Raw genomic sequence first — 13,009 nt, 5'->3', positions numbered from 1 at the left:
CGCCCCCTACCGGCGCCCGCGCGGCGCTTCTGAGGCCACCTCGTCCACAGGCGCCGGGCGCCGCGCCGCGCCCGCACCCTCCGCCGCGCCACGCTGGCGGCGGAGGTGGGGCACATGAGGGCCAAGGACGCCGTCGGCGCCTACGGCGAGCGGGTGGCCGCGCGCGCCGTCGTCGAGCGCGGGATGGAGCTGCTGGACCGCAACTGGCGGTGCGAGCTCGGCGAGATCGACCTCGTCGCCCTGGACCGGGCGGCCCGGGAGGTCGTCATCGTCGAGGTCAAGACCCGCCGCTCCGGCGCGTACGGCCACCCCGCCGAGGCGGTGGACCGGGTCAAGCTGGCCCGCCTGCGCCGCCTGGCCGGGCGGTGGCTGAGCGAGCACGACGTCGGCGGCGGGGTGCGCATCGACGTCGTGGCCGTCCGTCCCCAGCCCGCCGGCCCCGCCCAGGTCGAGTACCTCCAGGGGGTGGGCTGAGTGCGGCTGGGGCGCACCTGGACGGTGGCGCTCGTCGGGCTGCAGGGCCACCTCGTCGAGGTGGAGGCGCACCGCAGCCAGGGGCTGCCCGCGTTCACCCTCGTCGGCCTGCCGGACGCCTCGGTCAACGAGGCGCGCGAGCGGGTGCGCTCGGCGGTGACCTCCTGCGGGCTGGCCTGGCAGCCGGCCCGCCGGACGGTCAACCTCTCGCCGGCCTCGCTGCCCAAGCGGGGCACCAGCCTCGACCTCGCCCTGGCGGTCGCCGTGCTCGCCGCCGAGGACCTCCCTGCCGCGGAGGAGGCGGCCCGCACGGTCCACCTGGGCGAGCTCGCCCTCGACGGCCGGGTGCGGCCGGTGCGCGGGGTGCTGCCCGCCGTCGCCGCCGCCGTGGCCGCCGGCAGCCCCGACGTCGTCGTCCCGGCGGGCAACGCCGCCGAGGCCGCGCTCGTGCCCGGCGCCCGGGTGCGGGCCGTGCACCACCTCGCCGAGGTGGTGCGGGCCTACGGCGGCGCCGCCCGGGCCCCGGCGTCCGCCCCCGCCGCGACCGAGCCGCCGCCGGTGCCGGCGCGCCCGGACGCCGGGGAGCAGGACCTGGCCGACGTCCTCGGCCAGGACGAGGCCCGCTTCGCCCTGGAGGTCGCCGCCGCCGGCGGGCACCATCTCCTCCTCGTCGGCGCACCCGGCGCGGGCAAGACGATGCTCGCCGCCCGGCTGCCCGGGCTGCTGCCGGACCTGTCCGACGCCGAGGCGGTCGAGGTCACCGCCGTCCACTCCGTGGCCGGCACGTTCGACCCCGAGGGCGGGCTGCTGCGCCGGCCGCCGTTCGAGGACCCCCACCACACCGCCACCCCGGCCGCGGTGATCGGTGGCGGGTCGGGCCTGCCGCGTCCCGGCGCCGCCAGCCGCGCCCACCGCGGCGTGCTCTTCCTCGACGAGGCCCCGGAGTTCTCCCCGCGCGTGCTCGAGACGCTGCGCCAGCCGCTCGAGCACGGCGAGCTCGTGCTGCACCGCGCCGCCGGGGCGGCCCGCTACCCGGCCCGGTTCCAGCTGGTCCTCGCCGCCAACCCGTGCCCGTGCGGCAAGGCGGTCGGCAAGGGCCTGCGCTGCACCTGCCGGCCCGCCGAGCGGCGCCGCTACCTCGCCCGGCTCAGCGGCCCGCTGCTCGACCGCATCGACATCCAGGTCGACGTCGCCCCCGTCACCCGGGCGATGCTCGCCCTGGCCGGCGCGCCGGAGACGTCGGCGGCCGTCGCCGCCCGGGTGGGCGCCGCCCGCGCCCGCCAGGCGCACCGGCTGGCCGGCACGCCGTGGCGGCTCAACGCCGAGGTGCCCGGGTCGTGGCTGCGCGGGCCCGAGGCCGGCCTGCCCGGCGACGTGCGCCGCTCCCTCGACCGGGCGCTCGACCGCGGCGCGCTGAGCATGCGCGGCGTGGACCGGGTGCTGCGTCTGGCCTGGACGCTGGCGGACCTGGCCGGGCGGGTCGGGCCCAGCACCGCCGACGTCGGCGTCGCGCTCGGCCTGCGCACCCGGGGGAGCCCCGATGCGTGAGCTGCCCTTCGACGCCGCCGATCCCCGGCTGGCGGCGGCGGCCTGGAGCCGGCTGGTCGAGCCGGGCGACCCCGCGGCCGGGACGCTGGTGGCCCACCTCGGACCGGTGGAGGCCCTGGACTGGGTGGTCGGGGTGGTGCGGCGCGGCGAGGCCGCCGGCGCACGGCCGTGGGAACAGGCGGTGGCGCGCTGGGCCCCGCGCCTGGAGCACCTGGACGTCCGCCGTGAGCTGGACGTGCTGACCCGGCTCGGCGGGCACCTCCTCGTGCCCGGCGACCCGCGCTGGCCCGTCCCGCTCGACGACCTCGGCGAGGCCCGCCCGTTCGCGCTGTGGGTGCGCGGGCGCCTCGCCGCTCGGGACGACGACGCCGGCCGGCAGGTCGCCGTCGTCGGCGCCCGCGCCGCCACCACCTACGGTCAGCAGGTGGCCGCCGAGCTGGCCACCGGGCTGGTCGCGGCCGGCGTCGCGGTGGTCTCCGGCGGCGCATACGGCATCGACGCCGCGGCCCACCGGGGCGCCCTCGGCGCCGACGGGCACACCGTGGCCGTGCTCGCCGGCGGGGTCGACCGGCTCTACCCGGCCGGCAACAGCGCGCTGCTGGAGAGCATCGCCGCGACCGGGGGCGTGGTCGCCGAGGTGCCGCCCGGCTGCGCGCCCAGCCGCTCGCGCTTCCTCGCCCGCAACCGTCTCATCGCCGCCCTCGGCGCGGCGACGGTGGTGGTGGAGGCCGCCTGGCGCTCGGGCGCGCTGAGCACCGCCGCCCACGCCGCGAGCCTCGCCCGGCCGGTCGGTGCCGTCCCGGGGCCGGTGACCTCGATGGCCTCCGCGGGGTGCCACCGGCTCCTGCGCGAGCAGGCCGCGGTGTGCGTCACCGACGCCGCGGAGGTCCTCGAGCTGGTCGGGCCCGCCGGTGCCCACCTGCCCGAGGCACCGGCGGTCCAGCCCGGCCTCCTCGACGGCCTCGACCCGCGGGCCGCTCGGGTCCTCGACGCCCTGCCCGCCCGCGCGTCGGCGCCGGTGGCCAACGTGGCCCGCGCCGCCGGGCTGCCCGTCGCGGACGTGCGGGCCGCGCTCGGGCACCTCGAGCTCGAGGGCCGCGTCGAGCGCGACGGCAGCGCCTGGCGGCGCGGCCGTCGCCCGGCCGGCGGGCCACGATGATGCCCGGGCACGCCGCGCAAACACCCTCCCGGACGGGCGCGCCCCCCGGGCCGCGCCGACGCCGGACGGGCGCGACCCCCGGGCCGCGCCGACGCCGGGCGGCGGGTCGGCCCGGGCGCCCCGTCGCGCCGGTCGTACGGTGGCACCGTGGGGACGACGGCGCGGGAGACTGACAGGGAGCGGCACGACGAGGTGCCGGTGCTGGAGGCGTTCACCCGGTTCCTCGGCCTGCAGCGCGGCCTGAGCCCGCACACGGTGCGCGCCTACGTCACCGACGTCGGCCAGCTCCTCGAGCACCTCGGCGGCGACGAGGACGCCGACCCGCTCGCCCGGCTCGACCTGACCACGCTGCGCGCCTGGCTGGCGGACCAGCGCCGGCGCGGCATGTCCCGCGCCACCCTCGCCCGCCGCACCGCGGCGGTGCGCACCTTCTGCACGTGGGCCCATCGCAGCGGCCACCTGGCCCAGGACGTCGGGGCACGGCTGCGCAGCCCCCGGCCCAACCGGCACCTGCCCACGGTGCTCGCCGTCGACGACGCCGCCCAGCTGCTCGCCGTCGCCCAGGACCGCGCCGGCGACGACGACCCGGTGCACCTGCGCGACTGGGCCGCGCTCGAGCTGCTCTACGCCACCGGGGTGCGGATCAGCGAGCTGGTGGGCGTGGACGTGCCCGACCTCGACGCCGGAGAGCGCACCGTGCGGGTGACGGGCAAGGGCGACAAGGACCGGGTGGTGCCGTTCGGCGTCCCCGCCCGGCGGGCGCTCGAGGCCTGGCTCGAGCGGGGCCGACCCGCCCTCGCCGGACCGGCGTCGGCCCGGGCCCTGTTCCTCGGCGCCCGCGGCGGGCGCGTCGACCCGCGCACCATCCGGGGGGTGGTGCACCGGCTCACCGCCGTCGCCGGGGTGCCCGACCTGGCCCCGCACGGGCTGCGGCACTCCGCCGCGACCCACCTGCTGGCGGGCGGGTCCGACCTGCGCACCGTCCAGGAGGTGCTCGGCCACTCCTCGCTGGCCACCACCCAGCGCTACACCCACGTGACCCCCGAGCGCCTGCTGGCCGCCTACACCCAGGCCCACCCGCGCGCCTGACCGCACCGCGCCGCCGTGGCCCGTGCCCGCCCGGGGGCGCCGCCGGCGGGGGAGCACGCCCGGCGCCGGTCGCCCCGCTCACGGCGGCCCCACGTCGTCGGGCAACAGCCGGACCACCGCCCGGGCGCCCACGAGGGAGAGCGGGTCGAGGTAGGTCGACGGGCCGCGCCGCGCGCCCCAGTGCAGGCAGCTGGGCCGGTGCGGCGGGCAGTGGCCAGCGGCGAGGTGCCCCAGCAGCTCACCGGCGCGCACCCGCTGCCCGGCTCGTACGACGGGCACCACGGGCTCGTAGGTGGTGCGCACCCCGTCCGCGTGCTGCACCGACACCACGGGGCGGTCCACCACCGTGCCGGCGAACGCCACGACGCCGTCGCCCGCCGCGACCACCGGCTGCCCGACCTCGTGGGCCAGGTCCGCCCCGCGGTGGCCGGCGTCCCAGGGTTGCTCGGGATTGTCGAAGGCGCGGACCACCGCTGCCGGCGCCCCGGTGGGCCACTGGTAGCGGACCGTGGCGGCCGGCGTGATGGCGCCGACCGTCCCGCCCGCCCCCGGCGACCCGGCGGTGGGCACCCCGGGGCGAGCCACCGGCAGCCCGGGACGAGCCACCGGCCCCCCGGGACGAGCCACCGGCACCCCGGGGAGAGCCACCGGCGCCCCGGGGGCGCCCGGCGCCACCGCCGGTGCGGGGCCGACCGCGCCCGTCGGCGGACCGGGCGGGGGCACAGCGGCAAGCCCGGCCAACGCGAGCGCGCCCCCGGCGAGCAGGGCCAGGCGGGGGAGCGTGAGGACGGCCATGGCCCCACGGTGCCCGCCCGCCCCCGGCGCCGCGGCGCCGGCCCTCTCGGCTGTGGACGGCGTGGCACCAGGCCACGTGACGTGCGTCCCACACCCCGCCGACGTGCCTCGACCTGCGCATCCGCTAGCATGGCTGTCGCAACCGGCCTCGGCCGGCTGACATCGCGTGCCCGCGTACTGCCGCACCGCGCCGGTCCTCCGGCGCCCGGTCGGCGGGACGCCCGACAGCAGCGGTCCCGTGGCTCGCCACGGGTGCGTCGCGTCGCGGGCACCAGGGTCCCCGGCCACCCGGCCGTGGGACGGACAACCGGAAAGCAGGGCCACGTGGCGCGCCGACAGGCCGCGCGCGGCCCCTCAGCGTGCGGGCGACCGCACCAGGAAAGGACGTGCCATGGCCGTCGTCACCATGCGCCAGCTCCTCGAGAGCGGCGTGCACTTCGGGCACCAGACCCGCCGGTGGAACCCCAAGATGAAGCGCTTCATCTTCACCGAGCGCAACGGCATCTACATCATCGACCTGCAGAAGTCCCTCAAGGACATCGACCGGGCCTACGAGTTCGTCAAGGAGACCGTCGCCCACGGCGGCAACATCCTCTTCGTCGGCACCAAGAAGCAGGCTCAGGAGTCCATCGCCGAGCAGGCCCAGCGCGTCGGCATGCCCTACGTCAACGAGCGCTGGCTCGGCGGCATGCTCACCAACTTCGGCACCGTGCACAAGCGCCTGCAGCGCCTCAAGGAGCTCGAGCAGGTCGACTTCGACGACGTGGCCGGCAGCGCCTTCACCAAGAAGGAGCTGCTCATGCAGCGCCGCGAGCGGGACAAGCTCGAGCGCACCCTGGGCGGCATCCGCGACATGGCCAAGGTGCCGTCGGCGGTGTGGATCGTCGACACCAAGAAGGAGCACCTCGCCGTCGCCGAGGCGCGCAAGCTCAACATCCCCGTCGTCGCCATCCTCGACACCAACTGCGACCCCGACGAGGTCGACTACCCGATCCCGGGCAACGACGACGCCATCCGCGCCGTCTCGCTGCTCACCCGCGTGATCGCCGACGCCGCGGCCGAGGGCCTCGTCGCCCGTCACGGCGGCGGCCAGGGCGCCACGCCGGCCGAGGAGCCCCTGGCGGAGTGGGAGCGCGAGCTGCTCGCCACCCACGAGGCCGAGACCTCCACCCAGGCCTCGGTGGCTGCCGCCGAGCAGCCCGACGCCGAGGTGGCCGCCGCGCAGCAGACCGCCGGCGCGACGCACGACGTCGAGCAGGTGGTGGAGGCCGCCGAGGCCGCCGACGCCACCCCCGGGATCGACGTCGCCGGCCCGGACACCACCCAGGTGGCCGACAACTCCGCCGCCGCGCAGGACGCCGAGTCCGCAGAGCAGGCCTGACCACCACCCGCTGATCTGGAGAGGATCATTCATGGCGAACTACACCGCCGCTGACATCAAGGCCCTGCGCGAGAAGACCGGCGCGGGCATGCTCGACGTCAAGAAGGCCCTCGACGAGGCCGCGGGCGACCAGGACAAGGCGCTCGAGATCATCCGCGTCAAGGGCCTCAAGGGCGTCGCGAAGCGTGAGGGCCGGGCCGTGGCCGAGGGCCTCGTAGCCGTCGAGGTCGCCCCGACCGCCGACGGCGTCGGCGAGGTCGGCGTGATGGTCGAGGTGAACTCCGAGACGGACTTCGTCGCGAAGAACCAGACCTTCGTCTCCTTCGCGGACCGCGTCCTCGCCGCGGCGGTGTCCTCCGGCGCGTCCGACGCCGACGCGCTGCTCGCCGCCGAGACCGACGGCGTCAGCGTGCAGAACGTGGTCGACGACGTCGCCGCGACCCTCGGCGAGAAGATCGCCGTGCGCCGCGTCGCCCGCATCGCCGGCGAGAAGGTCACGAGCTACCTGCACCGCACCGCCAAGGACCTGCCCCCGCAGGTCGGCGTGCTCGTGGCCACCGACGCCGCCGGCGCCGACGTGGCGCACGACATCGCCATGCACGTCGCGGCGTTCTCCCCGCGCTACCTCAGCCGCGACGAGGTCCCCGCGGACGTCGTCGAGAACGAGCGGCGCATCGCCGAGGAGACCTCCCGCAACGAGGGCAAGCCGGAGGCGGCCCTGCCCAAGATCGTCGAGGGCCGCATGAACGGCTTCTACAAGGAGAACTGCCTCCTCGACCAGGCGTTCGCCAAGGACAACAAGAAGTCGGTCGGCCAGGTCGTCACCGAGGCCGGCGGCACCGTGACGGGCTTCGCCCGCTTCCGCGTCGGCGCCTGACGCAGCACTACCGGTGGCCCCGGCCCGCGAGGGCCGGGGCCACCGGCGCACCGGGACCGCCGCCCGAGCCGCGCACCACCAGCCCCACGGCCACGCAGGCGCCAGCCCGCCCCGCGCGGCGCCCGACCCGGCCCCGCGCCCCTTCCCTCCGCCCACCCGTCGCCCCGCAGGAGGTCCCCGCATGTCCGACCAGCCCGTCCCCGTCAAGCCACGTCGCGTCCTCCTCAAGCTCTCCGGGGAGGTTTTCGGCGGCGGCAGCGTGGGCCTCGACCCCGACGTCGTCGCCGGCGTCGCCCGGCAGATCGCCACAGCCGTGGCCGACGGCGTCCAGGTCGCCATCGTCGTCGGCGGCGGCAACTTCTTCCGCGGCGCCGAGCTGTCCCAGCGCGGCATCGACCGCTCCCGCGCCGACTACATGGGCATGCTCGGGACCGTCATGAACGCCCTGGCCCTGCAGGACTTCCTCGAGCAGGCCGGCGTGCGCACCCGCGTCCAGACCGCCATCGCGATGGGCCAGGTCGCCGAGCCCTACATCCCGCTGCGCGCCATCCGCCACATGGAGAAGGGCCGCGTGGTCATCTTCGGCGCCGGCGCCGGCATGCCGTTCTTCTCCACCGACACCGTCTCGGCCCAGCGGGCCCTGGAGACCCACTGCGACGAGGTGCTCGTGGGCAAGAACGGCGTCGACGGCGTCTACACCGCCGACCCCAAGACCGACCCCACGGCCATCCGCCTCGACCACCTCACCTACGCCGAGGCCATCCAGCAGGGCCTGCGGGTGGTCGACGCCGCCGCCTTCAGCCTCTGCATGGACAACGGGCTGACGATGCGCGTGTTCGGCATGAGCGAGCCCGGCAACGTCACCCGCGCCCTGCGGGGTGAGAAGATCGGAACGCTCGTGACCGCGAGCCCCGTGACTGTTGAAGGAGTGACGCCGTGATCGACGACGCCTTGCTCGAGGCCGAGGAGAAGATGGAGAAGGCGGTGGAGCGGGCCCGCGAGGACCTCAGCCACATCCGCACCGGCCGGGCCAACGCCGGCATGTTCAACCCCATCGCCGTCGACTACTACGGCGCGCCCACCCCGCTGCAGCAGCTGGGGTCGCTGACGATCCCCGAGGCGCGCACCGTGCTCATCAGCCCCTACGACCGCTCGGCCACCGCCGCGATCGTCAAGGCGCTGCGCGAGTCCGACCTGGGGGTCAACCCGACCGACGACGGCAACGTCATCCGCGTGGTGCTGCCCGCCCTGACCCAGGAGCGGCGCAAGGAGTACGTCAAGCTCGCCCGCACCAAGGGCGAGGACGCCCGCATCGCCGTCCGCTCCATCCGCCGCAAGGCCAAGGAGGAGCTGGACCGCATCAAGAAGGACGGCGAGGCCGGGGAGGACGAGGTCGACCGCGCCGAGAAGGAGCTGGAGTCCCTGACCAAGAAGCACGTCGAGATCATCGACAAGGTGCTCGAGGGCAAGGAGAAGGAGCTCCTCGAGGTCTGATGACCCGCGAGCACGTCCGATGACCCACGAGCACGACGCCGCCCCCGACCCCCTCGCCGCCGCCCTGCGGCGGCTGAGCGAGGCGCGCCGGCGCGCCCGCTCCGCGCTGGTCTCCCCGCCCCCGCCGCGGCCGGAGAAGCCCCTCAAGCCCACCGGGCGGGCGGGCCGCAACCTGCCCGCGGCGATCGGGGTCGGGGTCGGGCTGCTGGTCGTCGTCGGCCTCAGCCTGGTCCTGCCGCAGATCTTCGTCGTCCTGGTGGTCGTCGCCTGCTGCGGTGCCCTGTGGGAGCTGGCCCGCGCCGTCGACCAGGGCGGCATCCGGATCCCGCTGCTGCCGCTGTGGGTGGGGGCGGTGGGCATCCTCGTCTCCGCCTGGACCGCCGGCGCCGAGGCGATGCTCGTCGCGTTCGTCCTCACCGGCGGCGGGGTGTTCTTGTGGCGGGTGCTCGACGGCGGGGGCCGGGCGGCGGTGCGCGACGCCGCCGCCGGGGTCTTCGCCGCGGCCTACGTGCCCTACCTCGCCGGGTTCGCCGTCCTGCTCCTGCGCGAGGAGTACGGGCCGTACCTGGTCATCGTCTTCATCCTCGTCACCATCGGCAACGACATCGGCGGGTACTTCGCCGGCGTCCTGTTCGGCAAGCACCCCATGGCCCCGAGCATCAGCCCCAAGAAGTCGTGGGAGGGCCTGGCCGGCTCCGTGCTGCTCTCCGCGGCCCTCGGCACGCTGCTCGTGGCGCTCTTCCCCGAGGGCGTGTGGTGGCACGGGACGCTGCTCGGCGTCGCGGTGGTGGGCGCCGCCACCACCGGCGACCTCGCCGAGTCCCTGCTCAAGCGCGACCTGGGGCTGAAGGACATGGGCTCGCTGCTGCCCGGTCACGGCGGCATCATGGACCGCCTGGACTCGCTGCTCGTCTCGGCGCCGGTGTCCTATCTCATCCTCAGCGCCGCGACCGGGCAGCTCACGTTCTGAGAGGATGGCCTGCGTCATGACGCAGCAGACCCCCGCCCCCGTCCAGGTCAAGCCCTCCCACCAGGTCGAGCCGGGCGGCCGGCCGACGCTGAGCTTCACGGCCCGGCGCCGCGGCAAGCCGCCGCGCCACCTCGCCGACCTCACCACCGCCGAGCGCGCCGCGGCCGCGAAGGAGCTGGGGCTGCCGGGCTTCCGCGCCGACCAGCTCTCCCGGCACTACTTCGGCCACCTCACCCGCGACCCCGCGGACATGACCGACCTGCCCGCCGGCGCGCGGGAGGAGCTGACCACCACGCTGGTGCCCGAGCTGGTCACCAAGGTCCGCGACATGGTCGCCGACCGGGGCGCCACGGTGAAGTCGCTGTGGCGGCTCTACGACGGCGCCATGGTCGAGTCGGTGCTCATGCGCTACGAGCACCGCACCACCCTGTGCGTGTCCTCCCAGGCCGGGTGCGGCATGGCCTGCCCGTTCTGCGCCACCGGCCAGCAGGGCCTGACCCGCAACCTGTCCACCGCCGAGATCGTCGAGCAGGTGCGCCTGGCCGCCCGCGCCTCGCGCGACGGCGACCTCGCCGGCGGGCCCACCCACCTGCGCAACGTCGTGTTCATGGGCATGGGGGAGCCGCTGGCCAACTACCGCGCCGTGGTCGACGCCGTGCGCCGGATGACCGACCCGGCCCCCGCCGGCCTGGGCCTGTCCACCCGCAACGTCACCGTCTCCACCGTCGGTCTCGTGCCCGCCATCGACAAGCTCGCGAAGGAGGGCCTGCCCGTCACCCTCGCGGTGTCCCTGCACGCCCCCGACGACGAGCTGCGCGACGAGCTCATCCCCATCAACTCGCGGTGGAAGGTCGGGGAGCTGCTCGACGCCGCCCGCCGGTACTTCGAGACCACCGGCCGGCGGGTGAGCATCGAGTACGCGCTCATCAAGGACATGAACGACCACGCCTGGCGCGCCCAGCTGCTCGCCGACGAGCTCAACCGGCGCGGTCGCGGCTGGGTGCACGTCAACCCCATCCCGCTCAACCCCACCCCGGGCTCGATCTGGACCTGCAGCGACCGGGACGTCGAGCAGACCTTCGTCGACACGCTGCGCAATGCCGGGATCCCGACGACGGTGCGCGACACTCGGGGCAGCGACATCGACGGCGCCTGCGGGCAGCTTGCCGCCGAGGTCCTGGTCGAGAAGAAGGTTCCGGCGAAGGAGCAGACGCAGGGATGAGCACGATGTTCCCGACGGCGGGACGCACCCGCACGGGGTACGACCGCCAGCAGGTCGAGGAGTTCTTCGCCCGGGCGCGCGCCGCCTACGAGAACGGCCCGGCGCCCACCGGCGCCCCCGGCACCGCCGGGGGCCAGGGCACCTTCGACGAGAAGGACGTGCGCGCGGCCGCGTTCGACCTGGTGCGCGACGGGTACGTCACCGCCGCCGTCGACGCCGCCCTGGACCGGCTCGAGGCCGCGTTCGTGCAGCGGCGCCGCTCGACGTTCGTCGCCGCGCAGGGGGAGTCGGCCTGGATGGACCACATCGCCGAGCTGGCCACCAGCCTGTACCCCCGGCTGCTGCGCCCCGCCGGGCAGCGTTTCCGCGCCCCCGACCGCGGCCGCGGCTACGACCGCGAGGCCGTCGACACCCTGCTCGAGCGGCTCGTCGCCTACTTCGACGACGGCGGCGAGCTCACCGCCGCCGAGGTGCGCGCCACCACCTTCCCCTCCGCCCGCGCCTCCCGCGCCTACCACGAGGGCACCGTCGACGCCTTCCTCGACCGCGCGGTCGAGGTCCTCGTGGCCGTCGAGTGAGCCCGGCCGTGCCTCCTGAACCCGCGGCTCCGACCGACGTCGTCCTCCTCGGCTCGACCGGCTCGATCGGCACCCAGGCCCTCGACGTCATCGACGCCGCCCCCGCCGGCACCTACCGGGTGCGCGCCCTGTCCGCCGGTGGAGGGCACCTCGAGCTGCTCGCCGAGCAGGCCGTCACCCACGACGTCGAGGTCGTCGCCGTGGCCGACGACGCCCCCGCCACCCTGACCCGGCTGCGGGACCTGATCGCCGACGAGCTCGCCCGGGCCGGGCGCCGCGACGGCACACCGGAGATCGTCGCCGGCCCGGCCGCCGCCACCGAGGTCGCCGGCTCCCTGACGTCGGCGGGCCACGGCGACGGCTCCCTGACATCGGCGGGCCACGGCGACGGCTCCCTGACGTGGGCGGGCGACGGCGACGGGCAGGCGCGACGCGCCGTCGTCCTCAACGGCATCACCGGCTCGGTGGGCCTGGAGCCCACCCTGGCCGCGCTGCGTTCGGGCGCGACCTTGGCGCTGGCCAACAAGGAGTCCCTCGTCGTCGGCGGGGCGCTCGTGCGGCAGGCCCAGCGCCGCCCCGGCCAGGTGGTCCCGGTCGACTCCGAGCACTCCGCGATCGCGCAGGCGCTGTGTTCCGGCCGCCACGAGAAGGGCATGACCAGCCCGGTGGTCACGGGGCGCAGCGAGGTGCGCCGGATCATCCTCACCGCCTCGGGCGGGCCGTTCCGCGGCTGGGGTCGCGACCGGCTGGCGGAGGTCACGCCCGGGCAGGCGCTGGCCCACCCGACCTGGGCGATGGGCCCGGTGGTGACCGTCAACTCCTCGACCCTGGTCAACAAGGGCCTGGAGCTCATCGAGGCGCACCTGCTCTTCGACGTGCCGGCCGAGGATATCGTCGTCGTCGTGCACCCGCAGTCGGTGGTCCACTCGATGGTGGAGTTCCACGACGGCGCCACCATCGCCCAGGCCTCCCCGCCGGACATGCGCCTGCCCATCGCGCTCGGCCTGACCTGGCCCGCCCGCGCCGCGGGCGTGGCCGCGCCGTGCCGGTGGGACGAGGCGACCGCGTGGACCTTCGAGCCGCTCGACGAGGAGGTCTTCCCCGCCGTCCGCCTGGCCCGCCACGCCGCCGCGGCGTCGGCCACCCACCCGGCCGTGCTCAACGCCGCCAACGAGCAGTGCGTGGCCGCCTTCCTCGACGGCCGGCTGCCCTACCTCGGCATCGTCGCGGTGGTCGAGGAGGTCCTCGCCGCCCACGACGGCCTGGCCGCCCCCACCCTCGAGGACGTCCTCGCGGTGGAGCAGTGGGCCCGCCGGCGCGCCGACGGGCTCATCGCCGCCCGCGGCGCCCGCACCGGCCGCCGGTAGGGGCCCGCGGGGCGTCCGCTCCGGCCCGCGACGCCGTCGGCCCGCCACGCCGTCG

Annotated in this window: 13 protein-coding genes; 12 read left to right on the top strand and 1 reads right to left on the bottom strand. The window is 76.3% G+C overall.

The genetic code is table 11. The features are described 5' to 3' along the window. Window positions 1-114 precede the first annotated feature (114 nt). From GD880_RS00490 to GD880_RS00475, 4 genes are all read left to right on the top strand, one after another. On the top strand, window positions 115-474 hold the full coding sequence (locus tag GD880_RS00490) for a YraN family protein (protein WP_152229681.1): 360 nt from the start codon (window positions 115-117) through the stop codon (window positions 472-474). Further along, the gene (locus GD880_RS00485) at window positions 475-2,022 is read left to right on the top strand and encodes a YifB family Mg chelatase-like AAA ATPase (protein ID WP_152229680.1); all 1,548 of its coding nucleotides are present in this window, start codon (window positions 475-477) and stop codon (window positions 2,020-2,022) included. Continuing rightward, entirely contained in the window at window positions 2,015-3,181 is a 1,167-nt protein-coding gene (dprA, locus tag GD880_RS00480) for a DNA-processing protein DprA (RefSeq protein WP_152229679.1), read from the top strand. Before GD880_RS00485 ends, dprA begins: the two co-directional genes overlap by 8 nt. A 147-nt stretch (window positions 3,182-3,328) precedes the next feature. Next, window positions 3,329-4,270, top strand: a complete 942-nt coding sequence (locus GD880_RS00475) for a tyrosine recombinase XerC (RefSeq protein ID WP_152229678.1) — start codon at window positions 3,329-3,331, stop codon at window positions 4,268-4,270. 78 nt (window positions 4,271-4,348) lie between these two features. Here the strand turns inward: GD880_RS00475 and GD880_RS00470 are convergent, their stop codons facing one another. Continuing rightward, on the bottom strand, window positions 4,349-5,065 hold the full coding sequence (locus GD880_RS00470; RefSeq protein WP_193314301.1) for a M23 family metallopeptidase: 717 nt from the start codon (window positions 5,063-5,065) through the stop codon (window positions 4,349-4,351). A gap of 391 nt (window positions 5,066-5,456) precedes the next feature. Here GD880_RS00470 and rpsB point away from each other — a divergent pair, with 391 nt between their 5' ends. From rpsB to GD880_RS00435, 8 genes are all read left to right on the top strand, one after another. Next, window positions 5,457-6,446 carry a 30S ribosomal protein S2 gene (gene rpsB, locus GD880_RS00465; protein WP_152229677.1) on the top strand — a complete coding sequence of 330 codons (990 nt, stop codon included), beginning with the start codon at window positions 5,457-5,459 and terminating at the stop codon, window positions 6,444-6,446. 31 nt (window positions 6,447-6,477) lie between these two features. Then, window positions 6,478-7,323, top strand: coding sequence for a translation elongation factor Ts (tsf, locus tag GD880_RS00460; protein ID WP_152229676.1), 846 nt, complete (start codon window positions 6,478-6,480; stop codon window positions 7,321-7,323). A gap of 181 nt (window positions 7,324-7,504) precedes the next feature. Then, a complete protein-coding gene (gene pyrH, locus GD880_RS00455; protein ID WP_152229675.1) occupies window positions 7,505-8,263 on the top strand; it encodes a UMP kinase in 759 nt (252 codons plus the stop codon). After that, window positions 8,260-8,817, top strand: coding sequence for a ribosome recycling factor (gene frr, locus GD880_RS00450; RefSeq protein WP_152229674.1), 558 nt, complete (start codon window positions 8,260-8,262; stop codon window positions 8,815-8,817). The genes pyrH and frr overlap by 4 nt, the downstream gene beginning before the upstream one ends. 19 nt (window positions 8,818-8,836) lie before the next feature. Further along, entirely contained in the window at window positions 8,837-9,787 is a 951-nt protein-coding gene (locus tag GD880_RS00445) for a phosphatidate cytidylyltransferase (protein ID WP_152229673.1), read from the top strand. Between the two features lie 16 nt (window positions 9,788-9,803). Then, window positions 9,804-11,009: a 23S rRNA (adenine(2503)-C(2))-methyltransferase RlmN gene (gene rlmN / locus GD880_RS00440; protein ID WP_226909268.1), complete on the top strand. Its 1,206-nt coding sequence runs from the start codon at window positions 9,804-9,806 to the stop codon at window positions 11,007-11,009. Further along, on the top strand, window positions 11,006-11,587 hold the full coding sequence (locus tag GD880_RS20170; RefSeq protein ID WP_193314300.1) for a DivIVA domain-containing protein: 582 nt from the start codon (window positions 11,006-11,008) through the stop codon (window positions 11,585-11,587). Before rlmN ends, GD880_RS20170 begins: the two co-directional genes overlap by 4 nt. 8 nt (window positions 11,588-11,595) lie before the next feature. Beyond that, window positions 11,596-12,954, top strand: coding sequence for a 1-deoxy-D-xylulose-5-phosphate reductoisomerase (locus GD880_RS00435; protein ID WP_226909267.1), 1,359 nt, complete (start codon window positions 11,596-11,598; stop codon window positions 12,952-12,954). Window positions 12,955-13,009 lie beyond the last annotated feature (55 nt).

It is taken from the genome of Georgenia ruanii (assembly GCF_009193175.1).
Lineage (GTDB): Bacteria > Actinomycetota > Actinomycetes > Actinomycetales > Actinomycetaceae > Georgenia > Georgenia ruanii.
The sequence above is the reverse complement of the archived record's forward strand: the minus strand, read 5'-3'. Positions and strand labels throughout refer to the sequence as shown.

Excerpts from the sequence above, each read along its gene's own strand:
- GD880_RS00490 (WP_152229681.1), top strand. The coding sequence starts at position 115 with ATGAGGGCCAAGGACGCCGTCGGCGCCTACGGCGAGCGGGTGGCCGCG.
- dprA (WP_152229679.1), top strand. The coding sequence starts at position 2,015 with ATGCGTGAGCTGCCCTTCGACGCCGCCGATCCCCGGCTGGCGGCGGCG.
- GD880_RS00470 (WP_193314301.1), bottom strand. The coding sequence starts at position 5,065 with ATGGCCGTCCTCACGCTCCCCCGCCTGGCCCTGCTCGCCGGGGGCGCG.
- rpsB (WP_152229677.1), top strand. The coding sequence starts at position 5,457 with ATGGCCGTCGTCACCATGCGCCAGCTCCTCGAGAGCGGCGTGCACTTC.
- tsf (WP_152229676.1), top strand. The coding sequence starts at position 6,478 with ATGGCGAACTACACCGCCGCTGACATCAAGGCCCTGCGCGAGAAGACC.
- pyrH (WP_152229675.1), top strand. The coding sequence starts at position 7,505 with ATGTCCGACCAGCCCGTCCCCGTCAAGCCACGTCGCGTCCTCCTCAAG.
- GD880_RS00445 (WP_152229673.1), top strand. The coding sequence starts at position 8,837 with ATGACCCACGAGCACGACGCCGCCCCCGACCCCCTCGCCGCCGCCCTG.
- rlmN (WP_226909268.1), top strand. The coding sequence starts at position 9,804 with ATGACGCAGCAGACCCCCGCCCCCGTCCAGGTCAAGCCCTCCCACCAG.
- GD880_RS20170 (WP_193314300.1), top strand. The coding sequence starts at position 11,006 with ATGAGCACGATGTTCCCGACGGCGGGACGCACCCGCACGGGGTACGAC.